At 74.2% G+C, this 25,426-nt stretch carries 13 protein-coding genes; 8 read left to right on the top strand and 5 right to left on the bottom strand.

Annotation, left to right across the window (positions count from 1 at the left end):
* Positions 1-194 precede the first annotated feature (194 nt).
* Positions 195-2,345: a germacradienol/geosmin synthase gene (locus QWU11_RS34165; protein WP_290118628.1), complete on the top strand. Its 2,151-nt coding sequence runs from the start codon at positions 195-197 to the stop codon at positions 2,343-2,345.
* Positions 2,346-2,429: 84 nt separating this feature from the next.
* Positions 2,430-3,332 carry a LysR family transcriptional regulator gene (locus tag QWU11_RS34160; protein ID WP_290118627.1) on the top strand — a complete coding sequence of 301 codons (903 nt, stop codon included), beginning with the start codon at positions 2,430-2,432 and terminating at the stop codon, positions 3,330-3,332.
* Here the strand turns inward: QWU11_RS34160 and eccCb (QWU11_RS34155) are convergent, their stop codons facing one another.
* Complete coding sequence (eccCb, locus tag QWU11_RS34155) at positions 3,333-5,555, bottom strand: type VII secretion protein EccCb (protein ID WP_290118626.1); 2,223 nt, start codon at positions 5,553-5,555, stop codon at positions 3,333-3,335.
* A gap of 233 nt (positions 5,556-5,788) precedes the next feature.
* On the opposite strand from eccCb (QWU11_RS34155), the gene QWU11_RS34150 reads away from it, so the two are divergent.
* The 4 genes from QWU11_RS34150 to QWU11_RS34135 are packed head-to-tail and all read left to right on the top strand — an operon-like array spanning position 5,789 to position 15,771.
* Complete coding sequence (locus tag QWU11_RS34150; RefSeq protein WP_290118625.1) at positions 5,789-10,321, top strand: hypothetical protein; 4,533 nt, start codon at positions 5,789-5,791, stop codon at positions 10,319-10,321.
* Positions 10,318-11,328 (top strand): hypothetical protein, encoded by a 1,011-nt coding sequence (locus QWU11_RS34145; protein WP_290118624.1) that lies wholly within the window; start codon positions 10,318-10,320, stop codon positions 11,326-11,328. Before QWU11_RS34150 ends, QWU11_RS34145 begins: the two co-directional genes overlap by 4 nt.
* Positions 11,313-14,774, top strand: coding sequence for a right-handed parallel beta-helix repeat-containing protein (locus tag QWU11_RS34140; protein ID WP_290118623.1), 3,462 nt, complete (start codon positions 11,313-11,315; stop codon positions 14,772-14,774). The genes QWU11_RS34145 and QWU11_RS34140 overlap by 16 nt, the downstream gene beginning before the upstream one ends.
* Entirely contained in the window at positions 14,764-15,771 is a 1,008-nt protein-coding gene (locus QWU11_RS34135; protein ID WP_290118622.1) for a hypothetical protein, read from the top strand. Before QWU11_RS34140 ends, QWU11_RS34135 begins: the two co-directional genes overlap by 11 nt.
* Here QWU11_RS34135 and QWU11_RS34130 read toward each other — a convergent pair.
* Positions 15,765-16,421, bottom strand: coding sequence for a sigma-70 family RNA polymerase sigma factor (locus QWU11_RS34130; RefSeq protein WP_290118621.1), 657 nt, complete (start codon positions 16,419-16,421; stop codon positions 15,765-15,767). The genes QWU11_RS34135 and QWU11_RS34130 overlap by 7 nt on opposite strands.
* Before the next feature lie 206 nt (positions 16,422-16,627).
* On the opposite strand from QWU11_RS34130, the gene QWU11_RS34125 reads away from it, so the two are divergent.
* Both QWU11_RS34125 and QWU11_RS34120 read left to right on the top strand, forming a co-directional pair.
* Complete coding sequence (locus tag QWU11_RS34125) at positions 16,628-17,518, top strand: hypothetical protein (RefSeq protein ID WP_290118620.1); 891 nt, start codon at positions 16,628-16,630, stop codon at positions 17,516-17,518.
* 152 nt (positions 17,519-17,670) lie between these two features.
* Entirely contained in the window at positions 17,671-18,432 is a 762-nt protein-coding gene (locus QWU11_RS34120) for a DeoR/GlpR family DNA-binding transcription regulator (RefSeq protein WP_290118619.1), read from the top strand.
* 241 nt (positions 18,433-18,673) lie between these two features.
* Here the strand turns inward: QWU11_RS34120 and QWU11_RS34115 are convergent, their stop codons facing one another.
* The 3 genes from QWU11_RS34115 to eccCb (QWU11_RS34105) form a co-directional block, all read right to left on the bottom strand.
* Positions 18,674-21,580: a LuxR family transcriptional regulator gene (locus tag QWU11_RS34115; RefSeq protein ID WP_290118618.1), complete on the bottom strand. Its 2,907-nt coding sequence runs from the start codon at positions 21,578-21,580 to the stop codon at positions 18,674-18,676.
* 405 nt (positions 21,581-21,985) lie between these two features.
* Positions 21,986-23,170, bottom strand: a complete 1,185-nt coding sequence (locus QWU11_RS34110) for a S8 family serine peptidase (RefSeq protein ID WP_290118617.1) — start codon at positions 23,168-23,170, stop codon at positions 21,986-21,988.
* A gap of 115 nt (positions 23,171-23,285) precedes the next feature.
* Positions 23,286-25,426 (bottom strand): type VII secretion protein EccCb (gene eccCb, locus QWU11_RS34105; protein ID WP_290118616.1); only part of this gene is annotated, 2,141 nt, incomplete at its 5' end.

The raw sequence follows: 25,426 nt of genomic DNA, 5'->3' as shown, positions 1-25,426 counted from the left end.
TGTGCGGTCCGATGTCAGACGGCGCGAGAACATGGCGTTAACGCAGGTCTAAGCAGAGACTTCGGTTTATGAAGTGATTGCCGGGGTTTCCGGGAATTGGGAGTACGGCTCCGGAGAGTCGGTTGACCGCCCGCCGAACCGAACGCACACTGAGTCAGTGGACGAGCACACAAGGTCACGACGCGGTACGCCCGATGGCTGATCGGCCCTTCGAGCTCCCGAGGTTCTCCCTGCCGCACCCCGCACGCCTCAATCCCCACGTCGACGCCGCCCGGACCCGCGTACGGTCGTGGGCGCGGCGCATGGGCATGCTCGACGAGCCCGCGCTCTGGACCGAGGCCGACCTGGACGCGCACGACTACGGGCTGTTGTCCGCCTCGACCCATCCCGACTGCGGCGCCGTCGAGCTCGGCCTGCTCTCCGGCTGGTACGCCTGGGTCTTCTATTTCGCCGACCATTTCCGGCACGCCTTCAAACGGCCGGGCGACCTCGACGGCGCGCGGACGCACCTCGACCGCCTGGCGGCGTTCCTGGCCGACGACGCCCCGGAGCCGGTGAGCCCGGTCGAGCGGGGGCTCGCCGACCTCTGGCCGCGTACGCTGCCCGCGATGTCACCCGCCTGGCGCGAGCGCTTCGCCGCCGGCACCCACGACCTGTTCGCCGGGGCCATGTGGGAGCTGCGCAACCTGGAGGCCGGACGGGTGCCGAACCCGGTGGAGTACGTCCGGATGCGGCGCCGTTACGGCGGGGCACCGTGGGCCGCGCGCCTGGTCGAGCACGCGCTGGCCGCCGAGGTGCCCGCGGACCTCGCCACCGAACGGCCGCTGCGGGTGCTGGAGGACACCTTCGCCGACAGCGTGCACCTGCGCGATGACCTCTTCAGCTACCGGAGCGAGGCCGAGGAGGGCGAGGTCAGCAACGGTGTGCTCGTGCTGGAGGAGTTCCTCGGCCTGACGCCGTCGGAGGCCGCCGACACGACCAACGACCTCATCACCTCGCGGATGCACCAGTTCGAGGACACCGCGCTGACCGAGCTGCCGATGCTCTACACCGACCACGCCGTCTCCGCCGACGAGCAGGCCGTCATCGCCGCGCACGTCCGCGCCCTGCGCGACTGGCAGGCCGGCGCGGACGAGTGGCACCGGCGGTCGAGCCGCTATCCGGACGAGCCGCCTGGCCTGGGCGCCCCGGCCACCCGGCCGGCCTCGCCGCGCCCGCCCGGCACCCCCGGTGCGCCGTGCACCCCCGGCCACCCCTTCCGGCTGCCGCTGTTCTTCATGCCGTGGCGGGCGACGACCAACCCGCACCTGGAGGCCGCACGCAGAGGCGCCAAGGCCTGGGCGTACGAGATGGGGATGATCGGCCCGGTCGCGGCGCGCGGCGACGGGGTCTGGACCGACGCGCGGTTCGACTCCCTCGCGCTCGCGGTGTTCGCCGCCCTCACCCATCCGCTCGCCGGGCCGGACAAGCTGCGGCTGGTCACGCTCTGGGACGTCTGGATGTTCGCGCTCGACGACTATGCCCTCGCCGCCTTCAAGGCCCACCGGGACCTCCCCGGTGCCCGCGCGTTCGTCGCCGGCCTGCCGGAGTTCATGCCGGCCGACTGCGGGCCCACACCGCCGCCGCGCGACTGCGTCGAACGCGGCCTGGCCGATCTGTGGGCCAGGACCGCGCCGAACCTCCCCGCCACCGTGCGCACGCGGTTTCCCGGGCACGTGCTGGCGTTCGCCGAGGGAAACCTCTGGGAGCTGGGCAACACCGTCCAGAACCGCATCCCGGACCCGGTCGACTACACCGAGATGCGCCGCCGGACGGCCGGCACCGAGCTGGCGACGAGCCTGGGGTTCCTCATGTCGGGGACCGGAATTTCGGCGGAGTTGCTCGCGGCCGAACCCCTGCGGCAACTCGTCATCGCTTTCGCCGACAATGTTGATTTTCGCAACGATGTCTTCTCCTATCGCAAGGAGATCGAATTCGAGGGCGATGTCAACAATGGCGTCCTGGTCATTCAGGATTTCCTCAACTGCGGCCTGCAGCACGCTGTTGAAATCGCCAACGACATCATGACCGCGAGCCTTCGTGAGTTCCAGCGCATCGTCCAAGAGGATCTGCCGGTCCTGTTCGAAGAACTTCGGCTCGACGTCACGGCGTGCGACCAGGTGCTCACATTCGTACGGAGCCTCGAACGCTGGATGTGCGGAGACCTCGCCTGGTACTCCCGTACGGGCCGCTATGCCGGTTCCGACCTTGAGACGGGGCCTGAACGGCCGGGTGCGGGCACCGCGAACGGGCTCGGCACGTCCGCCGTACGCCGCCTGGGCGGGGGGAGAACCTCACTACCTTGAGAAACGGCATATTGTCACCCGCTCGATTTCTCTCAGGATGGGGGCCATTGCTCACCCCCGGGGGTGTACTGGCACACTTTTCAGGTGGAGTTGAGGCAGCTTAACTACTTCGTGGCAGTGGCGAACGAGAAGAGCTTCACTCTCGCCGCCAAACGGCTGCATGTTGTGCAGAGTGCCGTATCGGCGGCGATCGCGTCGCTCGAGCGCGACTTGCGCGTCACGCTTTTCGAGCGGAACGCGCAGAGAGTCGTGCTCACCGAGGCCGGTGCGGCACTCCTGCCCGAGGCACTGGCGGTCCTGGACGCCGCGCAGGGCGCCCGTGACGCGGTGGACGAACTGGGCCGCGGCGTCCGCGGTTCGGTGCGGGTCGGCTCGCTCGCCGGGCTGGACCTCGTCGACCTGCCGGCGCTGGCGGGCGACTTCCGCCGCCGGTATCCAGGCGTCGAGCTGCGGCTGCGCGTGGAGACCACGGGCTCCGCCGGGATCGTGGCCGCTCTGCTGAACGGCGAGGTGGACGTCGGCTTCCTCGGCGTCGCCGACACGGTCAACCGCGACCTGTGCACCCGTGAGCTGCTCCGCGTGCCCCAGGTCCTCGCGGTGCCGGCCGGGCATCCGCTCGCCCGCCGGCGTACGGTCGCCGTCTCGGACCTGGCCGAGGAGGACTTCGTCGACTTCCCGCCCGGCTACGCGAGTCGCGCCGTGACCGACCAGGTGTTCGCCGCCGCGCGGATCGAGCGCCGCATCGCCGTCGAGGTCGGCGGGGTGGAGAACGCCGCCGACTTCGTACGGCACGGCGTCGGCGTGGCGATCGTGCCGCCGTTCGCCGTACGCGGGGACGAGGCCGTACGGACCGTGAAGGTCAAGGACGAGCCCCTGGAGTGGTCCCTGCACCTGGCGACGACGCGCAAGCGCAAGCCGACCGCCGCCGTACGGGCCCTGACCGGGCTGGTCGACGCGCACCTGCGGCAGCCGGAGAACCGCGCCTGATCACTCGGCCAGGCCGGTCTGGACCAGGATCGTCTCGCCGCGCACGCGGTAGCGGGCGCGGCCCGGCGGCAGGTCGCGGGGTTCGAGGCCGTCGAGCACGTCGCCCTCCTCGGGCGGGCAGGACAGCAGCAGGGTGCCCGCGCCCGCGTCGTGCATGCCGCGCAGCAGCGGGTCGTCCATCGCGGCCCCGGCGCCGGCCGAGGAACACGCGACGATCAGGTGCGCGCCCAGCTCATGCCCCAGCGGGAGGTATTCCACCAGGGGTTCGAGCAGGCCGCGGCCCCGGTCGCGTACTTGTTCGTAGTCGTCGATGAGGATGAACAGCCGCGGCCCCTGCCAGTCGCGCGCCGCCCGCCCGCCGGACGCCGGCGCCACCCGCTCGCCGATCGCGAGGGCGGTGCCCTCGACCAGCTCGCCGAGCACTCCGGCCGAGAAGGCGTGGCCCAGCACGAACTCCTCCGGCATCGCGTGCAGCAGCCCGCCCCGGTAGTCGACCAGGAGGATGCGGGCCTCGAGCGGGCTGTGGGACAGCGTGATCGACTCCGCGACGAGGCGAAGGAGGTTCGTCCTGCCGCTGCCTGCGTCACCGATGACGATCAGGTGCGGCGCGGTGGCGAAGTCGTGCTGGACCGGCGCGAGCTCGCCCTCGTTGACCCCGATCACCGCGCGCAGGCGGCCGTCGGGCTCCGGGAGCGATCCGGCGGCCACGACCGACGGGAGCGCGCGTACGCCGGGCGCCCCGGGACGCTCACCCCAGTGTTCGGCGATCTCGGCCACCAGCGCGGCGACGGCGATCGGCAGGCGGTCGGTGCTCTCGACGCCGTCGACGCGCGGCAGCGCGGTCAGGAAGGCCGACTCCCCGATCATGCCGCGTCCGGGTGCCGCCGCGGGGTCGTCGAGGCGCAGCTCCAGGCCCGTACCGGAACGCAGGAACGCGGGCGGCTCGGGGCCGGGCCCGGCGGTGACGACCAGGCGGATGCCGTGGGCGGGGCCGCCGGCGGCGAGGCGGCCGAGGTCGGTCTCGTACGCGTCCGGCACCGCGCCCTCCACCAGCAGGAACACGTCGCCGTACCGCTCGTCGGGGAACTCCTCGCGGCGGGAGCGGTAGGCGTCCATCCCGTCGACACCGTGCTCGGCGAAGAGGTGTTCGCGGTGGTCGAGCAGCGCGGTGACCTTGGCGATCGTCGCGCCGGCCGTGTCGGGGTCGCCCGCCACGGCGCCGACGTGCGGCAGGCCGGACAGCGCCCCCAGCGAGCCGTCGGGGTCGAGGCAGTAGACCTGGGCCTCGCGCGGGCTGTGGGTGAGGGCGAGCGCGATGACCAGGGTCGTCAGCAGGGTGCTCCGGCCGCTGCCGGCGGCGCCGGAGACGAGCAGGTGCCCGGACAGGTCGACCCGCAGGACGTCGGGAAGGCGCGCGAAGGGCCGGTCGACGATGCCGAGCGGGACCATCAACGACCCGCCCTCGGGCGGCGCGGCGGTGGTCAGGCCACGGTCGTGGGAGGGCACGAGCGGCGGCAGAAGATGGTCGATCGTCGGCGCGGCGGTCAGCGGCGGCGACCACCCGCCGGGATGCTCGGCCCCGGCGGCGTCGAGCGCCGCGGCGAGCCGTCGCCCGGCGTCGCTCACCTCGGCCGTCTCCGGGGCGATCAGGGCGGCGGCGGCCCGCGGGTCGGCGACCGGCGTGGAGCGTTCCGTACGGTCCTGGTCGACCCACAGCGCGCGTACGCCGTCGGGAGAGGCGTCCAGGCGCAGCGTCGTACGGCCCGGCCGGCGGCGTCTGCCGTCGAGGTCGAGCACGACGGTGTTGCGGAAGCCGGCGGCGGCGAGGCGGTCGCCCGGCGGCAGGTCCGCGCCGTCGAGCACCACGACGGCGAGCGGCTCGTCCGGATCGGGGCGTACGCCGGCCGTGAAGGCGGGGCGGCTCTGGAACGTCTCGTCCGTGCGGCCTGTGTGGGGGAGCCAGCGTGTCCAGGCCCACTCCGCTCGCCGCTGGGGCGCGACGCGGAGCACGATCACGAGCCGGCCGGAGGGGTGGGCCGCGGCGAGCCGGGCGAGCACGGCGTGCGCGAAGGCGCGTCTCGTCGCGTCCTCGCCCAGGAACAGGACACGTGACCACCGGCCGCTCGTCGGCTCGGGTGCTGACCTGACCGGCATGACCGATGTCGCCGGTCCCACGTCCGCCGCGCCGTCTCCGAACGGGTCGCGGCGCCGATCTCGACTCACGAAACCCTCCTTCTCGCCGCGCCGGGGGGTCGGCGGTCCCCGGCCGCCCGTCCGGGGTTTCGCCGAGGGTCTCGTCGGGGGTTCCCGGAGGGGCCGGTGACCGCGTGCGGCGCCGACTCTTCGGAGCGTAGCGCGTGCTCGCCGTGGGCTCGACCGGCGATCATTGGGGTGAACTCCCGGCGGCCCCACAGACGTGAATTCAGTGAGGACGTCACGGGCGGAAGGAGGCACGGGTGCCGATCGGTGGAAATGCCGGCGCGATCGTGATCGAACGGGCCGAAAGGGCGCTCGTGGTCCGCGCGTCGGACGCCGATACCAAGGCGATCGGTTTCGCGGCGGCGCTCCCGTCCGAGCCCTCGCGGACCACCGTCGTGGTGGACGCCTCCGCGGCGGGCGCGTTGAACGCCCTTGACGACCGGCTGCTGGAGCAGCTCAAGAGCCGGCTGTACGCCGACGCGCCCCCGGGCTGGGGAATGCGGCTCGTCGCCGCGCGCGCCGGGCGCCCCGACCCGTCCGGCGCGCCGCCGCTGGCCGCCAGGCTGGCCGACCGGCTCGGCGTCGGCGTGGTCGCACCGGACGGCGAACTCATCGCGCTGCGCGGCGGCGAACTCTTCTCCGCCGGGCCCGGGGCCGGCTGGCTCGGCTTCCGCCGCGGCGGGATTCCGGAATGGACCGGCCCCCGGTATCCGGCGCCGGTCTGGCAGGCCGCGCTGCCGCGTGAGTTCCGCTCGGCCAAGCCGAGGCCGTTCTCCCGGTTTCGTTCGCGCGAGCGCCGGGCCGCCACGGTACCGGTGACGGTGACCGCGATCCCGGCGGGCCTGTGGGTACGCGGGGCGGGCACGGCTCCGCTGCCGCTGGTCGACCTCGGGTTCGGCGTCCCCGTCGAGCCGGGGCGGCCTCTCGTGCTGGTGGGCGCGCCGGGCGAGCGGGTGCCGGGCGTCGGCGAGCTGGTGGCCTTCTACGAGTCACTGCCGCCGGTGGTACGGGAGAACGCCGTCCTCGTGCCGTACGGGCAGTCTCCGTCGACGTGCGCCGCGCTGGCCCAGGGCCTCGCCGACCGCCTCGACATCACGATCCGCGCGTACCACGCACTGCCGCACTACGCGACGGACGGGACGTGCCGGTTCGCCATCTTCAACACGACGGGCGCGCCGGAGAGCCTGACGCGGACGCCTGAGAGCGTCTACGCGCCGGCCCGGGCGACGTCGACGGCGAGGTCGCACACGGGCGTACGCGAGCCGGCGCTGGCGGAGGCCGCGCAGGGCACGCTTTCTCGCGGGCCGGTCTCTCGGGGGCCGGTGTCCGGCGGGGCGGTCATGGACCGGCCGGTCGCAGGTGGGCCGGTCGTGGGTGAGCCGGATGCCGGTGGGCCCGATTTCGGTGGATCTGATGTCGGTGGACCTGATGTCGGCGGGCCGGTCGCGGGCCGGGTGCCGGAGAGCCGGTTCACGGCCCCGGACACGGGCGACGCGGCGGACGACTTCGACCCGGTCGTCTTCGAGGCGTCGATCGACACACCGACCCAGCCGATCGCGCCCTTGGACGGCAGCGCCTTCGCCGCACCGGCGGAACAGCCGCCGGGCCAGGGCGCGGTGGTCCTGGTCGACGCCGGGGGAGTCCTGCGCCCGGCCGGCCGGTGGTCCATCACACCGATCACGATCCCGGGAGCCTTCGCCCCCGAGGCCGCACCGGCGGCAGCGGCCCTGGAATTCATGTCCGAGGGGATGCCCGGAGCGGCGGGGACGGCCACCGGCGCCGGGCCGGCGGTGCTCGTACCCGGGACGGGACCCACGGCGATGCCGGGGACCACGTTGGCGGGGACGGCGGCGGAGGCCGGGCCGGAGGCGTTCACGGCCGGGCCGCTCGCCTCTGAGACGGCGTGGGGGAACGCGGCGGCAGGGGGCGCGCCCGAAACCGGACCCGGGCCCGAGGCGGCGCCGAGGGCCGCCGCGGCGGGGATGATGACCGAGTCCGGCCCGCCGCTCATGCCTGAGGCCGGGCCCGTATCCGGGACGACGCCCGGGGCGGTCGCGGGAAGGGCGGTGACCGAGTCCGGGCCTCTGTTCGCACCTGAGGCCGGGCCCGCGTCTGAGACGACGCCTGGGACGGTCGCGGGAAGGGCGGTGACCGAGTCCGGACCGGCGACGTCCGCGGCCCGGAGGCCGGCAGAGGCCGCTCCCGCGGACGCGCGTACCGACGAGGCCGCCGAGACCGGAGAGACGGCCGGGCCGGAGGCATCGCCGGCGCGCGGTGACGTACCGGCGGCGTTCGCCGCCGAGGGGGACGGTCCGCCCGGCTCCGCACGTCCGGTGACGGACGCGCCGACGGCCCCGAGCGCCTTCCAGACCACGGTGTCCACGGTGTTCCCGCAGACACGGCCGACGGCGCGAGCGGTACCGATGCGGTCCCGGCCGCCGGAGCCGGGCACGCCTCATGCGGCGACGCCGCCGGCCGGGACCTCCGGTGAGTTCGCCGCGACGCCGGGCGAGCCGGCCCACCGCGCGCCGCAGGAGCCACGGCAGGAGGCGGCATCCGAGGTCCCGGACGAGGTACGGGCCACGCCCGACCAGGTGGTCTGGGACCCACGCGACCATGACACCCAGCCCGAGAGAAGAGCCCAGAGCCCGGCCGAACCGGCGGAGTCCGCACAGAACCCGGCCCCGGACGGCACGACACCCCGAGACGACACGCGCTGGGCACCACCGATCCCGGAGACCCGGCCGTCCGGATCGTCGCGCGGTGCGGCGTCGGAGACCACCGGCTCCTGGAGCCCTCCGACGCTGGAGCCCGCCCCGGCCGCCGACGGATGGGCGGCGGAGAGCGCGGAACACCCCTCGTGGGCGCCCCCGCCAGTAGCGGGAACCTCATCCCAGGACCAACCGCACGCCACAGACCGGCGGCCCGACAGCGCGGACCCCGGTTCGTGGCCGTCGCCTTCGCCGGAGAACGCGTCGCGAGACGAAGGGGCAGCACCGCCTTCCGGCGAGGCGCGGATACCGGAGAACGTGGTCGGTTCGTGGCCGTCGCCGCTGGCCGGAGGCGCGCCGCGCGACGGAGCCGTACCGCCGTCGTCCGGCGAGACGGAGGTATCGGAGAGCAGCGTCGGTTCGTGGCCGTCGCCGCAGAGCGCGGAGTTCCGGCAGGCCGGTGCGGCACCGGAGAACGCGCCGCGCGACGGAGCCGCCGCACCGCCTCCCGGCGAGGCGCGGGCGCCGGAGAACGAGGGCGCACCGGGCGACGGAGTCGTACCACCCGGCGAGGCGGGGAACGCCGGCGGTTCGTGGCCTCCGCCGGAGGCCGGGACCCGGCGGTCCGACGCGTCGCCGGGCGGCGCGGACCCGGCTTCCTGGCCGTCGCCGTCGGCCGAAGGCACGCGCGAGCCTGCGGCTCCACGCCCCGGCACGTCGCGGGCCGACGCAGGCTCGCCGCCAGGGAGAATGCGCGCCGAGCCTCTACGGTCCCCGAGCCCGTCGACGCCCGCCGAGACACCCGAGAACCCGGGCCGCTCCGCGTGGGCTCCGCCGCAGGACGGCGGGCAGGGCGCGGTGCGCAGGTCCGGCGAGGCACCTGGCCCGCGCCAGCCCGCGATGCCGCCGCAGTCTCCACCCGCGGGTTCGTGGGTGCAGCCGGTCGACCCCCAGGCGCCCGGCGCGAACACTTGGGCGCCGCCGCAGACTGGCGGCCAGCCGGGCGCGGTGCGCAGGTCCGGTGAGGCGCCTGGCCCGCGTCAGCGCGCGATGCCGCCGCAGTCTCCACCCGCGGGTTCGTGGGTGCGGCCGGTCGACCCCCAGGCGCCCGGCGCGAGCGCCTGGGGGCCGCCGCAGGACGCCGGGCTCCGGGCCGCGACGCCGAGGTCCGACGAGACATCCGCCGGCCCGCATCACCACAGGATGCGGCCCGGGTCACCGGTCGCGGGCTCGTGGGCGCCGCCGCAGAACGACGGAGACCGGCCCCCCGCGCACGAGCCCGTGCTCCCGCCGGTTCCGCCCGCGCTCCCGCAGGACTACGACCGGCTCTGGCTCGCCGATCGGATGAGTACGCCCGAAGAGCGGCAGGCCTTCCGGGCCTCGCTCGGCTGGCGGTACGACGCCGCCGCGCGTTCCGTGGCCCGGCTCCTGGCCGAGCACCCCGGGCTGCGGGGCGCGCAGACGGATGAGGCGTTGATGACCGAGCTCGCCGCCGTACGGGTGTTCGTCGGGCGGAGCGAGACCGAGCTGGTCGAGACCATCAGGTCCGGGGGAGGCGAACACGACGCCGCGCTCGCCGTCTGTGCCGCCGCCGGGCTCCGGCGGCTGCCCTCCTTCCAAGGCGTCGTCGTCCGCGGCGGGCCCGTGGACCCCGCCGCCGCGGACGCCTACCGGCCCGGGCAGGACCTCATCGAGGCGGCCCCGCTGATCGCGCTCGACGACATCGACGCCCCCGTACCCGGGAAGGTCGAGATCATCATCTGGTCGGCCACCGCTCGCCGCCTCAACGGGTTCGTCGAGAAGCGGACCACGCCGGAGGTGGTCTTCCTGCCCGGCACGGTCTTCCGCGTCCTTTCCGTCGGCCCGCCGTTCGCGCCCGGGGCGCCGGGGGCGCGCAGGGTTCTGCTCACCGAGGTTCCGGCGGCCAAGGCCGGGCCGGGCCACGACGACTGGACCGCCCGCATCACGGCCCGCCTCGAGGAGGCGGTCGCCAACCGGGCCGCGCCGTCCGGTGAGTTCGACGAACCCGACGACCGTTTCTCGCCCCTGCCGGGCGACCCCGCGAGGAGCATGCCGTGACCACAGCGGAGGCGGAGGGTGTACCGAGAACCGAGACGCAGGACCTGTACGCGTTGCTGCTGGGCCTGGCGGGCCGGATCCCGGACGAAGGGCTGGCCGAGATGCGGCTCTGCCTGGCCGACGGAGAGCTGGACGAGCTCACGTCGCTGCTGGCGGCCGAGATCGAGACCGGACGGCTCGCGCTGACCGACCAGGAGGCCGGCACCGCGCGGGCCGACCACGCGCCCCGGATCGGGTCGCCGCTGCCCCTGCCGTACCGCTTCGGCGACGAGTACGGGGTCACCATGCCGAACGGCGATGGCTGGGAGAGCCAGAAGGACGCGATGGACGCGGTCGTCGTGGAGGCGGGTGAGCGCGTCGGCGGGCTGATCGGGATCTGGCGGGTGTTCCGGCACGCGCACGAGGGCCCGGCGCGGCGCGTGTACCTCGCCGAGGCGCGGACCGGCGCGGACCTGGCCGAGCCGACCGCGGAGATGCAGTACGCGCTCACCGAGGCGAGCGAGGACACCCCGCGGGTCGAGGTCTTCGAAGAGGGAACGCCGCTTCCGGCCTACCACGACGCCGCGCTCGGCGGCGCGACCCTCGTCTGGGCGGCCGAGGACACGCCTGTACACCTGGTGCGGGTCTTCGACGGCGCGGACGCCGCCGGCGGGCCGTACTTCCACGACGACCATCCGCGGCTCGGCGGGCCGGACGGCGAGCGGGTCCTCGCGTACCTGAGCGGCGGTGAGCCGATCCTGAACACGCCCGGCGCCCTGGACGACGTGCTGGACCAGGGGCGGCTGGGCGCGGTCCCGGCGGGGTTCCGCTCCGACGGCCGGTGGGTCTGGCCCGACGCCGTCGCGTACTACCTGAAGCGCCACCACCTCGCGCCGGATCCGGAGCTGGTCGCGCACGCGCTGGCCCAGAAGGGACCGCCGGGCCCGCTCAACCGGCTCACCCGGCACCGAGTGCTCACGACCTTGTTCGCTCCGACCGGAGGAGAGCCGGTATGGCAGGCAGGCTGACCCCGACGCGGTCGATCCTGAACGTGTCGGCGACCGCCGCGGACTCCTACCGTACGATCAGCGACGCCGTCGCCGCCGCCGGCCACGGCGACGTGATCTCCATCCAGCCCGGCACGTACATCGAGGCGGTCGTGCTGCACCGGGAGATCACGCTCTCGGCGGCGGGCGCGCCGGGCGGGGTGCGCATCGAGTCGCGCGACGCCCCCACGATCCGGATCGCGGGCGAGTCGGCCACGCTCTCCGGCGTCGTCGTACGGCACAGCGGTGAGCAGACCTCCGCCATCGACGTGCCCACCGGCCGGCTCCGGATGGACGAGTGCACGGTGGAGGCCGACTCGGCCGCCGCGCTGTACGCCCACGGCGCCGCCGAGGTCAACGCGCGCGGCTGTGAGTTCACCAACCCGGCCGGCGCCGGCGTGATCTTCGTGGAGGGCGCCGAGGGCAGCCTGACCGAGTGCACGCTGCGCAACGTCAAGGCCTCCGCGGTCGTCATCCGTACCAGCGCGAACCCCCAGCTCACCGACTGCACGATCACCGACATCGAGGGCAGCGGCCTGCTCGCCGCCGAACGGGCGCGCGGGACCGTACGCGACTGCCGGATCGTACGGGCCGGGAACCCCGCCGTCGCCATCGAGGGCGACAGCGCGCCTCACCTGACCGCGACCGTCATCGAGGACTGCGAAGGCGTCGGCGTGCTCATCGCGTCCGGCTCGACGCCGCTGCTGGAGGACTGCGCGGTGTCCGGCGCCGGCGCCCAGGGCGTCGCGCTGGTGGAGGGCGCGGCGCCGGACCTGCAGCGCGTCGAGGTACGCGAGTCGGGCGGGTACGGCGTGCACGTCCTCGACTCCTCCACCGGGACGTTCAACGACTGCGTCGTGGCGGGCTCGGGCGACACCGGCGTGCTGGTCTCCGGCGCGTCGACCAGCTCCTTCGAGGGGCTGCGCGTCGAGGGCGGCGGCGGCACCGGCGTCTCGGTGAGCGAGTCGGCCACGCCCACCTTCGACGAGCTGCGCGTCGACCGCCCGGCAGGGAACGGCCTGGAGGTACGGTCCGGCGCGCACCCGAGGTTCCGCCGCGCGATCGTCTCCTCGCCCGGCGGTGACGGGATCCTCGTGACCGAGCAGGGCCGCGGGCTGTTCGAGGACGCGACCGTGACCGAGTCGGCCGGCGCGGGCCTGCGCGTCTCCCACAGCGGCCGGCCGGAGGTGCGCGGCTGCGCGTTCGTCCGCAGCGGCGCCGCCGCGGTCCACGTCGCCGGCGGCGAGGTCGACCTGGAAGAGGGCGATATCTCCGACCCCCAGGCCGAGGGAGTCCTGGTCGCGAGCCGCGCCACGGCGCGGCTGGCGCGCACCCGGATCCGCGCCTCACGCCGCGCCGGGATCGAGTGGAGCGCGGGCTCGTCCGGTGAGGCGTCGGCGTGCGACGTCAGCGCCTCCGGCGGCGACGGCATCCTCGTGCACTCCACCGAGCCGGTCCTGCTGCGGGACTGCCTCGTCCACGACAACACCGGCGCGGGCCTGCGCATCACGACGCCCACCGACCGGCTGGAGGTCACCCGGGTCACCAGCCGGGACAACGGCGCGGAGGACACCTACGCGGACGTACGCGGGGACACCGCCGAGTGGGACGGCGCCGACCTGCGCGGGGACGAGACGGAGGCGCCCGAGCAGACCGTGCCCGCCGGGCCGATGACGCCCCGCGTCCCGCGCGAGGAGCCGATGCCGGCGCCGAGGAAGAAGAAGCCCTCGCGTGCCGTACGAGGCCCGCTGGGCGAACTCCTCGAAGAGCTGGACGCCCTCGTCGGCCTCGCCGAGGTCAAACGCGAGGTGGAGACCCTCGTACGGCTCCACCAGATGGCCGCGCGCCGTGCGTCGGTCGGCCTGCCGGCGCCGCCGCTGTCGCGGCACCTCGTCTTCACCGGCTCTCCGGGTACGGGCAAGACGACCGTGGCCCGGCTGTACGGGCGGATCCTGGCCGAGCTGGGCGTCATCGCCACCGGGCAGCTCGTCGAGGTGGGCCGGCCCGACCTGGTCGCGAGCGTCGTCGGCGGCACCGCGATGAAGACCGCCGAACGGTTCGAGGAGGCGCTGGGCGGCGTCCTGTTCATCGACGAGGCCTACACCCTGTCCGCGAGCGCCACCGGCGGCCCCGACTTCGGCCGCGAGGCGATCGACACACTGGTCAAGCTGATGGAGGACCACCGCGACGAGATCGTGGTGATCGTGGCCGGCTACACGCACGAGATGCGCAAGTTCCTGGCCAGCAACCCCGGCCTGGCCTCGCGCTTCTCCCGTACCATCGAGTTCGCCGACTACACGCCCGCCGACCTGGTCACGATCGTCGAGGGGCAGTGCCGGGCGCACGACTACAAGCTGGAGTTCGAGACCCGCGCGGCACTCGTCACCTGCTTCGAGAACATGCCGCGCGACGACGCGTTCGGCAACGGCCGCAGCGCGCGCAAGGTGTTCGAGGAGATGGTGGGCCGGCAGGCGTACCGCCTCGCCGAGGTGGACGACATCACGCCGGTGGAGATGATCCGGCTGCTGCCCTCCGACCTCGCGCCGCCGCCGAGCGGAGGAGTCGGCGCCGACGCCGGCGCCTCGGACACCGACCGGGTGGACTCGCTGCTGTCCGAGCTGCAGCAGATGGTCGGCCTCGCCGACGTGAAGCGCGAGGTCGGCAACATGGTCGACCTGCTCGCGTCCTCCCGGCAGCGGATCGCGGCCGGCCTGCCGGCGCCGCCGCTGTCGCGGCATCTGATCTTCGCCGGGCCGCCGGGTACGGGCAAGACGACCGTGGCCAGGCTGTACGGCTCGATCCTGGCGGCCATGGGCGTGCTCCAGCGGGGCCAGGTCATCGAGGTGGGCCGCAGCGACCTCGTGGGGGAGTACGTCGGCCACACCGCGCAGCGTACGAAGGCGGCCTTCGACCGGGCGCGCGGCGGGGTGCTGTTCATCGACGAGGCCTACACGCTCGCGTCGCAGCCCGGCGCCGGCGCCGACTTCGGGCGCGAGGCGATCGACACGCTGGTCAAGCTCATGGAGGACCATCGCGACGAGGTCGTGGTGATCGCGGCCGGCTACGAGGGAGAGATGGAGAGGTTCCTCGGCGCCAACCCCGGGCTGTCGTCGCGGTTCTCCCACCGGGTCCGGTTCGCCGACTACTCGACGGACGAGCTGGTCACGATCGTCAGCCAGCACGCGGCGACGGCCGGGTACGAGCTGGGCAGCGCGACGGTGGCGGCGCTGCGGGCGCACTTCGCCGGTGTGTCGCGGGGGGCGTCCTTCGGCAACGGCCGCTACGCGCGCCAGGTGCTCGACGAGGCGGTCACGCGGCACGCCAGGCGCCTGCGGCGTACGGAGTCGCCCACGGTCCAGGACCTGTGCCTGCTGCTGCGCGAGGACGTGATCGCACCCGCCGAGCCGGAGGCCCGCGTTGGTACTTGAGGAGGCCTGGCCCGTCCCGGGAGGCGAACCGGAGGGAGGCCCCGGCATCGGCACCTACGGAGCGCTCGGCGGCGTGGTGTTCCACGGCACCGTCGACGTGGCCTACGCGCGGTTCTACCTCCAGGACCGCGCGTACCGGCCGACCGTGTCGCTCGGCGGCCTGGCGGGCCTGGTCACGGTACGGCCGTGCGAGGTCGTGCTGGTCACCGGCACGCAGTACGGCCACGTCGGATGCACCGTCGTGGTCTCCGCCCACGACCCCGGCGCCCGGCTCGACTGGTACGAGGACGTCGAGGAGGCGGGCTTCGCCTCGCCCACCGGCGTGATGTCACTGGTCGAGTGGGGCACGGCCAACCCGCGGGCCCGGGACGTCGACCTGCTCGCGGGGCCGGGCTCGTACCGGCTGCGCTACCACGCGCGGCACATGGACCTGGTGGGCGACGCGGACGAGGACGGAGTCATGGACGACTACCTGCTGCAGATCTGGCCCGCGCTCGAGGCGCCGCGCGAACGCCTCAAGGTGACCAGCGCGTCCGGGCGCTACTGGACCGAGATCGGCGACGTGCACGCGGAGATCGTGACACCGCCCGTACCGGACGGCGTCGGCCGGGAGGCGAGCGCCGCCGGACGAGCCCGCGTCACCGAGGCGATGGCCGCGGACGTCGTCGCCTCCACGTACTGGAGCCACCTGCTGCTGCGCCCCGGCGACCACGTACGTTCGCGGCGCGCCTGGCTGGTGTTCCGCGCCGACGGGGACCTGGTCGTCTACGACGAGGACGCGCGCGTCCGCTGGACGTCGGGGACGGCCGGGCGCGGGGTGCACGCGACCTTCCGGATCGACGGCGACCTCGTGGTCCACAACGCCGACGGCGGCGTGGAATGGGCCTCGGGGACCCACGGGTACGAAGGGAACTTCCTCGCCGTACAGGACGACGGAAACGTGGTCGTCTATCGCGCCGACGGTAATGCGCTATGGGCGACCGGCACGAATCACTGATCCTCGGAGCCGGCCATTTCCTCTTCGAGGCAGACCTTCATCCGGCGGAGCGCGTGATAAGTGCGCGATTTGACCGTGCCGACCGGCAGGCCGAGCTCTTCCGCGGCCTGTACGGCGGTGCGGTCGGCGAAATAGACCACGCGCAGCACCTCGCGGTGTGCCGGGCTGAGGCGGGCCAGCGCGCGGGCGACGTACACCGAGTCCACCACGTCGGAGGCGTGGTCGTCGAGAGACCGCGGCAAGGCGGCGCTCTCCTCGACCTCGTCCGGCCGGGCCTTGCGGGCGCGGATCTTGTCCACCGCGATGTTGTGCGCGACGCGCATCAGCCAGCCGTTCACCGAGCCTCGCTCGGGCACCAGCATTTCCGCGTTGCGCCAGGCGCGCAGCATGGTCTCCTGGACGACGTCCTCGGCGTGGTGGGGGTCGGACAGCAGCCGGGTGACGTAGGCCCGCAGAGCGGGCGCGTGGTCGGCGTACAGCGTCTTGAGCAGGGCGCGCGGGTCCTGCGCGGGAGCCGGAGCCGTACGGAGCGGGCGGGCGGGCTTTCCGGCGCGGACCCGGCCGCCACGGCGCGACACCGCGTGGGCGGCACGTCCGGGCGCGGTCGACGAGGCCCGGGGCAATTCACGTTCCAGCACGAGGGAGCTCATATATCCGGGCCTCTCCTAGTTCATTTCAACGCCGAGTGGTGCCGCGCTCGCCGATTTCGGTGTGGAGCCGGGAAGCGGCAGCACATTCCACGATGCGCCGACGGCGAATCTGTTACATCGGTGAGCTCACGTATTCAGGGCGTGCCACATGGCGCGGCCGCCGGACCGTACGTACGTGTGCCCTTTCCCAGGCGGGTGAGATAGGTATGAGCAGGAGCGTCGTCCTGCAGGGAAGCTGGCGTGTCACGGTCATCCGCAAGGACTCCGACTGGGCCCAGCGCGTCGTCGTCACGGGGGCGGCGCAGGGCATCGTGCCCGGCGTCGTGGGAGCCTCGGAGACGATGAGCGGCGAGCGCTGGAGCCTCGGTGTCGAGCACGACTGGGGGCGGGGCTGGCAGACGAGCGAGTACGTCCACGCGGACCCGGTGAAGGACCGCGACGGCCGCGCGTCGCGGATCGTGGCGTCCAAGGACCACTACTGGCCGGGCGACTCACACCCGAACGACCTGGTGCTGCTGCTCGACTTCGTCGGAGCGACCTTCGAGGTGACCGCCGCGCCGTGCCTGGTCGGCGAGAACCTGCGCGACGACGGGGCGCGGTACCTGGCCGTCCCCGTACGCAACTCCGGCTACCGCGCCTTCGGCTACGAAACGGTCCTCGACGTCACCGACGCGAGCCGTGACGCGCTGGCGCGGGGCGGCGTCGTGGTCGAGGAGGACTGGGAGCCGTCGGCGCTGCGGACGACCGGACAGGAGACGTACGGCCGCGCGGTCGTCGTGCCCCCGCTGGACCCCGGCGGCCAGAGCGTCGTCTACTTCCCGGTCCGCGCCGGCTCGGCCGTACCGGGGGAGGGGGCGGACGTCGAACTCGTGCTGACGGGCACGGGCGCCCGGGAACGCCAGGTGGCGCGGATGCCCGGTAGGCCGCGTGTACGGCCGGCGCCGGTTGCCGGAGGCGGGTCGGTCGTGTCGGGGGACGTCGTGGGGGTGCGCGCGAGCACGCGTCCACCGGCCGGACGCCCGGCTCCGGCCACGCCGCGCACGGCTCCCTCTGCGCCGGGTGCAACCGTGGAAGGGGCGGCCGGCGCGGATGGGTGAGTGCGGCGCGCCGGTGGCTGCAGGTGGCCACCTACCGGTCTGACCTGGGTGGATAGCGCTTACCCGCGCTCCGGAGGACGGGCAGAGATTTGACCGCTTCCCCCTTCGGCGTGGATGATGGTTTCAACAGTGAATGGTGGTGAAACCACACCATGCAAGCGGAGGAGCGCCAGCAGGAGATCCTCAGACGCGCTCGTGCGGACGGGCGCGTCGACGTGATGAACCTCGCCGACGAGTTCGCGGTCACCAGCGAGACGATCCGGCGCGATCTGACAGTCCTCGAGCGTGCGGGCACCGTACGGCGTGTGTACGGCGGGGCCGTCGCCGTGGGCCGGCCTCCGGTCGACCCGGCGCTCTCGGCGCGCGACTCCCTCATGACCACAGAGAAAGAGCGCATCGCCAAGACCGCTCTGGCGGAGGTCCCGAACGAGGGCGCGATCATCGTCGACGCCGGCTCGACCACGGGACGGCTCGCCGAGATCCTTCCCGCGGACCGCGAGCTCACCGTCATCGTGAACTCCCTGCCGCTCGCCGTGCTCCTGGCCCCCCGCGCGAATCTCACCGTGATCCTGCTGGGCGGCCGCATCCGCCGCAGCACGTTCGCCACGGTCGACGACTGGCTGCTGCAGCCGCTGTCGCAGATGTACGTCGACGCGGCCTTCATGGGCGCCGGAGGGCTGTCCCTGGAACGCGGGTTGACCACGCCCGACCCCGGCGAGGCCTCGGTGAAGGCCGCGATGATGGGCGCGGCCCGGCGCTCCATCCTGCTGGCCGACCACACGAAGGTCGGCAACGACTCCCTGGCCCGTTTCGGGTCGCTGGCCGACGTCGATCTGCTGGTCACCGATGCCGGCCTGGACGACGGCGCCGCCGCCGCGATCGGCCTGGCGGGCCCCCGCGTCCTTCGCGCCTGACGCGCCCCGTCGAAGTCGGCCCAGGTGGGGCAGTTGGGCGGGGTGTTCCCCGCCACCTCGGTGGCGAACCTTCGTGCGGCGTCGCAGCTGATCCGCACCCCGGGGACGATACGCCCGGCCGGCGCGGACCCCGCGGACCTCGCGTTCCGACGCCCTGGGCTCGTCGCGCTCTCAGGCCGGTCGCGTCCCGCGCCGTCCTCCGGTCCCGGGGGCCCTCGCGTTCTTCGCGTCTGACCGTGACTCAGCCGGCGCGGGCGGAGGGTACCGAGAGGGCGTGTTCCTCCATCGCGGCGGCGAATCTCCGTGCCGCCTCGCGGGCGATCTCCACGCGGGACCGTACGCCCAGCTTGGCCAGGATGTGGGACACGTGCACCTCGACCGTACGCCGGGAGACGAACAGGTTGGCGGCGATGTCGGGGTTCGGCCGTCCCTCGGCGACCAGGCGGGCGACCGTGAGTTCGGCCGGCGTCAGGGCGTCCCAGCCCGTGACCGCGCGGCGGCGTGGGCCGCGTCTCCGCTGTACGCCGTGCCGGCGGAGCCGGGTGTCGGCGCGCAGGAGGTCCCAGGTGGCGCCCAGGCCGGTGTACAGCTCCGCCGCCTCGGCGTGCGCGGCGCGCGCCGCGCGCGCGTCGCCGCGTTCGGCGAGCACGACCGCGGTGTCCTCAAGGGTCTGCGCCAGGTGCAGCGGGCGGCCCGCCGCGCGGTACGCGTCGGCGGCCAGGGTGAGCGTGACGTGGTCGGACTCGAGAAGGCCCGCGCAGTGCCGGGCCACCGCGGCCAGGCTGGAGGTCGGCCGGTCCGTCGAAACCGCCGAGCCGGCCGTGGCGACCGCGCGCGCCAGCTCGGCGTTCCCGTCGCCCAGGGCCAGCCTCAGCAGTGTGGGCAGCCAGATGTGCCGGTGGTACGCGGGGCGTACGCCCGTGCGGTCGAGCAGGCCGGTGAGGATGGACAGCGCCTCGTCGGTCAGGTCGCGCCGCTCGGCCAGCAGCGCGCGGGCCAGCGGTACGTACTGCGCGCCGGCGTAGACCGTCGCCACGGCCGGTACCGCGCTCAGGTGTGCCTCGGCGGTCGCCTGGTCGTCGCGGTGGACCGCGATCACCGCGGCCAGGCCGTGCAGCCACTGCCGGTCGGCGGCGGGGATCAGGTCGTCCGACGCGGCCGCGGCGTCGAGCTGCGCGACCGCCTCGGTCCACCGGCCGGCGTGGTAGTGCACCTCGGCGATGAGGATCCGGGCGCAGGCGAGCCGCGGCGGCGACGCGCTGCGCTCGGCCTCGGCGAGGAGCTCGCGTGCCGCGAGGTCGGCGTCGGCGTGGCGCTCCTGGGCGAGCAGGACGTACGCGCGGCTTTGCCGCAGCCGTAGCCGCAGCTCGTGGGTCTCCGGATCGTCGCACTGCTCGGCGATGGCCAGCGCGTGGCCGAACCGTACGGCCGCGGCGTCCAGGTCGCCGTGGTGGGTGGCGAGGATGCCGGCGGCGTTCAGCGCTCCGGCGGCGGCCTGCCGGTCGCCGGACCGGTCGGCCTCGGCCAGCGCGAGCCGGGTGGCGGCCTCGGCCTGGGTGAGGTCGCCGTCGGCGATGGCGGCACGTGCCAGCATCGCGTGCAGGCGCGCGGACCAGACGTCGTCCAGGCCGGGTACCTGCAGCGCGCGGCCGAGCACGGCCAGCGCCGCCTCGTGGCGGTGGTCGTCGGTCATCGCCCAGCCGGCGGTCCAGCTCATCTCGGCCGCCCGCGCCGGGTCGACGGTGGCGGCCAGCACCTTCTCGACGAGCCGGATCGCCTCGCCGCGCTGGCCGAGCAGGACGAGTGCGGGGGCCAGGATGACCTCGAGAGACTCCCGGCGGGGATCGTCCGAGGGCAGGTACGCGACGGCCAGCCGCAGGAGCTCCGCGGCGTCCTCCGGCGCGCGGGTCACCAGCCGCCGGCCCGCCCTGAGCAGCCAGTCGACGGTCCAGCCGTCCACGACGGGTACGGCGTCGGGGCCGCGCAGCGCGGCGAGCAGCTGCTCGGCCACCCGCTCGACGGCCAGCCCCGCGTCGGCGAGTGCGCGTGCGGCCTGCAGATGCAACGCGAGCCTCAGCCCGGCGGGCGACCGCTCGTACAGGGCCTGGCGGATCAGCGTGTGCCGGAACGCCAGGAGCACCTCCGACTCGGTGAGCACGCCCGCTGCGGTGGCCTCTTCGAGGGCCGCGGTCAGCTCCAGCGCGGACCGGCCGACGATCGCGCCGAGGTCGGTGACGGAGAACGCCGAGCCCAGAAGGGTCGCCGACCGCAGCAGGTCGGTCGTGTCGGCGGACAGGAAGCCGAGCCGGTCGGAGATCGCGTCGGTCAGCGCGCGGGGGAGTCCCGTACCGGCCTCGCCGGTGAGCTCCGCGGTGTCCTCCTGCCGCCGTACGCGGTCCTCGCGGATCAGGGTGTCGACCATCTCCCGCAGGTACGCGGGGTTGCCGCCGGCGAGCTCGGCGGCGCGGCGCAGCCGTACGCCGAGCAGGTGGGCGCCGGTGAGTTCGGCGGTGAGCTGGGTGGTCAGGCGGGTCACGGCGGACGGCGGCAACGGCGCGAGGGTGATGACCTCGGCGCCGGCGTGGGCCAGGCCGCGCTTCAGCGTGACGAGGTCCGAGCGCCGGGGTACGGGGCGGCACGCGCCGATGACCAGGAGCGGCCTGCGCTGGGCGAGCCGGTTCAGCCGGTGCAGCAGCAGGATGCTGGCCTCATCGGCCCACTGCAGGTCGTCCACGGCGACGATCAGGGGTTCGTCGGTGCTGAGCCGGTCCACCAGGCTGAGCAGTCGCTCCGCCGCCACCGCGACCGGGTCGGGCGGGCGTCCGGTGGCGCCGTCGCACGACAGCAGGGCGGCGATCTCGCCCAGCTCCGGATCGCCGGATCCCGGCTCGGCGCCGAGACAGTCCAGCATCGCGTGCAAGGGCAGCCGGCGGCCGAACTCCTCCGCGGTGGCGACCCGGATCCGGCAGCCGAGGGCCGCGGCCTCGTTCAGGAACGACTCCAGCAGCGCCGACTTGCCGATGCCCGGCTCACCCTCGATCCACACCGAACGGCCCGCGCCGTCCATCGCGTCATGCAGCAGATGGCGGAGCCGGTCCAGTTCGTCGTCACGGCCGATAGGGGAGCCGGACGGAGAGGAGACAGTCACGAGACGCTCCGTTCGATGTGGTTTTACCAATATCTCATACCGAACTCCAACACAGAGTACGGGCGAGCACTAGTGAGTCAAGCGATGTTGTGCGACAAACTTTTATCGGTCGTAACAGATTGGTAGCACGAAGCGCCCCCCGTATCGCCGGACTCCGGCCCGCCAGCGGCTGGTACGGCTGCGGTGGGCCGGCCGGTTCAGTACGGGCACGCATTCGCTTCTTCTCCGCCGTGACGTGCGGAAACCGCGACCGTACGGGCGAGGCGGCCGGCCGTCGCCTCCGGCCGAGAACGAAGAGCCGGGCCGATCCCGCCGCTCGCGGGTGGCCCGGCTCCTGTGGCGAAACCGGTACTTCGATGCCGGGTTCTAACTCCGGTTAGAGCTGGTCCGTATCTCCAAGACCGCTCAGCCGCCTTCGGCACCCCCTGGCCGCCAGCCACGTTGCCGGCCGCGCCGGACCGTCGCGACGACCAGACCGCCCAGGGCCGCGGCCCCGGCCACCGCGGCCGAGGCGACGAGCGCGAGGTGCTCGCCGCTGCGGTCCTTCGGCGCCGGAATGACGATCTTCACCGGCCTGGCCTGCGGCTTCGGCGCGGCCTCGCCGGACTCCTCCGGCAGCGCGGTCGTCACGGCCGCGACCGGGTCGACCATGCCGTAGCCGAGCTGCGGGTCGGGGAGGCGCCCGGTCGGATGGTCGGCGGTCGCCTCCAGGCGGTGCAGTACCTCGTCGGCCTTGAGCGTGGGCCGGTAGTCGCGTACGAGCGCGGCCGCCCCGGCGACGAACGCGACCGCCACACCGCCACCGGACGCGGTGACATTCCCGTTCCCCTGCGGGGCGACGCTCACCAGACCGGCGCCCGGCGCGGCGATCGCCGGCGACGCGCCGGCGCCGCTCGACGCCGGCCTCCCGTCGGACTGGATCGAGGCGACCGCGATCACACCGGGCAGGTCGGCAGGGAAGACCGATCCGCCGCTGTCGGAGGAGATCGCGTCGGGCGCGTCGGTCGAGGCGACGACGACCACGTCACGGTCGTGGGCGTGGGTGACCGCCGCCCGCAGGGCCGGCGGCGCGGTCGCCACGCCGACGGCCACCGCGACGACCCGCGCCCCGCCGTCCACGGCGGCCCGGATACCGGCCGCGAGCCGGCCGGCGTCGACCTGCTTCTCATCGGGGGAGACGCGGATCGGCAGCACGCGAGCCGCGGGCGCGATCCCGACCAGGCCGCGGCCGTCCATCGGCCGCGCCGCCAGGAGCCCGGCGACGAACGTGCCGTGCCCGCGGCAGTCGGTGTTCGCGGCGCGGTTCGTGGCGACGTCGCGTCCGGGCAGCACCGCCCCGGCCAACGCGGGGGACGCCGCGCTCACGCCGGTGTCGACCACGCCGACGACGAGCCCACCGCCCCGCGTGAGCACCCAGGCCCGGTCCGGCCCGAGCGCCCGCTGCGCCCAGGGCGCGTCCCGTACGACGGTCCTGGCCGGCGCGGCGCACTTCTGCTCGCCCGCCGCCGAGGCCGGTGTCCCGCCGAGCAACGGCGCACCCGCCAGCGCGGTCCCCGCGAGCATCGCCGCGAGCCGTCGCACGGCGCTCATCGATGGCTCCCAGGTGCGGAGAGCGGTGCGCCCGCCGGGCTCCGGCGGGTGCCGGTGACGGCCGCCGTGGGCGGCGCGCCGTCCGCACGCAGGTCTCCGGTGGTCGTCGTGGGGTTCATCGGCCGGCTCCGGTCTCGGGGTCGGCCGGGGGGAGCCAGCCGACCTGGAGCTGGGTAGCGCCTCGGCGGGTGACCACGAGGCCGCGGCCGGGCGGGAACTGCCGGGGGCGCATGCCGTTGAGCAACGGCATCTCGTTCGGCGGGCAGGACAGCGCCAGGTCGGGCGTGTTGGACTCCTGCAGCCGCCGTACGACCGCGTCCATCGAGAGGCGGCCCGAGCCGGCCGCGCTCCGGGCCAGGATCACGTGCAGCCCGATGTCGGCGGCCTGCGGCAGCAGGTCGATGAGGGCGTTCAGCGGGCCGCCCATCGCGCCGGTCAGCAGGTCGTAGTCGTCCACGAAGATGTACACGTCCGGGCCGGACCACCAGTCGCGCCGGGCGAGCTGCGCCGGCGTCACGTCCGCGCCGGGCATCCGGTCGCGCAGCCGGGTCGCCAGGCCGTTGACGATCTCGGTCGCCGCCGTGGAGGAGAACGCGAACCCGAGGCGGTACTCCTCCGGCACGACCTCCAGCAGCGCGCGCCGCGAGTCGATGAGGACGACCTCGGCCTCGCCCGGCTGGTACGCGCGCGGCACCGCCTGGGCGATCAGGCGCAGCACGCCGGTCTTGCCGCTCTGGGTGTCGCCGAGCACGGTCAGGTGGGGCTGGGTGTCGAAGTCGTGCCAGACCGGCGCGAGGTCGGCCTCGCCCCAGCCGAGCGCCACGCGCATCCGCCCGCCCGGGTCGGGCAGGCGTTCGGCCGGGAGCACCGCGGGCAGCATGCGTACGGGCGGGGCGACCGGCCCGTCCCAGCAGTCGGCCACGCTCTCGGCCATCGTGCGCGTCGCGGTCGCCAGGTCATCGGTACGGGAGCGGCCGTCGATGCGCGGGATGGCGGCCAGGAAGTTCATCTTGTCCATCGTGAGCCCGCTGCCCGGGGCACGCGGCACGCGCGCCGCCGCACGCATGTCGATCACCGAGTCGATCGAGTCGCCGAGCCGGAGCTCCAGACGCGTGCCGAGCTGGTCGCGCAGCGCGCTCGGGATGTCGGACCAGCGGCCCGAGCTGAGCATCAGGTGCACGCCGTACGTCAGCCCGCGGGCGGCGAGCTGCCGGATCGGCGCGTCGTGCTCCTCGAAGTCGGCGCGCAGTGAGGCCCAGCCGTCGACGACGAGGAAGACGTCGCCGTGCGGGTCGTCGGGGAACCGGCCCGCGCGCCGCAGCTCGCGGTACGCGGCCATGTTCTCGATCCCCTCTTCGGCGAAGAGGCGTTCGCGCCGGCTCAGCACGGCCTGCACCTCGGCGATCGTCCGGCTGATCCGCTCGACGTCCATCCGGCCCGCGATCCCGCCGACGTGCGGCAGCTCGCCGAGCGTCGCCAGGGTGCCGCCGCCGAGGTCGACGCAGTAGAACTGCACCTCGGCCGGCGTGTGCGTGAGCGTGAGCACGGAGATGAGGGTGCGCAGCAGCGTGCTCTTGCCGGACTGGGTACCGCCGGCGATGCCGACGTGGCCGCCGACGCCGGACAGGTCGGCCATCATCAGGTCGCGTACCTGCAGATACGGCTTGTCGACCACCGCGACCGGCACGATCAGGCGACCGCGCCCCGGCCAGGTCGCCGGCGTCAGGCCGAGGACGGGGTCGGGTACGAGCGGCGGGAGCACCTGGTCCAGTGTGGGCGGGTCGGCGAGCGGCGGGAGCCACACCTGGTGCGCCGGCGGACCGGCGTCGCGCAGCCGCCCGACCGCCACCTGCAGCAGGGTCTCGACCTGGTCCTCGCCTCCGGTGATCGCCGCCGTGACGGCGGGCTCGGGTTCGGTCGCGAGCGCGATGTCCGGCACCGCCACGTGCGAGGCGCTGAACGGCACGACCTGGCGGCGGACCTCCTCCTGCCGCTGCTCGGCGGTGCGCCGCCGGTAGCGCCCGGAGACGTACGCGGCCTTGAACCGCATGAGGGTGGCGACGTCGGAGCGCATGTAGCCGTTGCCGGGGGCGTTGGGCAGCTGGTACGCGTCGGGTACGCCGATCACCGACCGGCTTTCCATGGCGGAGAAGGTGCGTAGCCCGATGCGGTAGGACAGGTGGCTTTCGAGTTTGTGCATGCGGCCGTCGTCGATGCGTTGTGAGGCGAGGAGGAGGTGGACGCCGAGTGAGCGGC

Source organism: Actinomadura sp. DC4 (assembly GCF_030406325.1).
GTDB lineage: Bacteria > Actinomycetota > Actinomycetes > Streptosporangiales > Streptosporangiaceae > Actinoallomurus.
This window is presented reverse-complemented; position numbering and strand designations above follow the sequence as displayed.

What these genes read in the sequence shown, in the direction of transcription:
- QWU11_RS34120 (WP_290118619.1), top strand. Translation starts at nt 17,671, where the DNA reads ATGCAAGCGGAGGAGCGCCAGCAGGAGATCCTCAGACGCGCTCGTGCG.
- QWU11_RS34110 (WP_290118617.1), bottom strand. Translation starts at nt 23,170, where the DNA reads ATGAGCGCCGTGCGACGGCTCGCGGCGATGCTCGCGGGGACCGCGCTG.
- QWU11_RS34165 (WP_290118628.1), top strand. Translation starts at nt 195, where the DNA reads ATGGCTGATCGGCCCTTCGAGCTCCCGAGGTTCTCCCTGCCGCACCCC.
- QWU11_RS34130 (WP_290118621.1), bottom strand. Translation starts at nt 16,421, where the DNA reads ATGAGCTCCCTCGTGCTGGAACGTGAATTGCCCCGGGCCTCGTCGACC.
- QWU11_RS34125 (WP_290118620.1), top strand. Translation starts at nt 16,628, where the DNA reads ATGAGCAGGAGCGTCGTCCTGCAGGGAAGCTGGCGTGTCACGGTCATC.
- QWU11_RS34140 (WP_290118623.1), top strand. Translation starts at nt 11,313, where the DNA reads ATGGCAGGCAGGCTGACCCCGACGCGGTCGATCCTGAACGTGTCGGCG.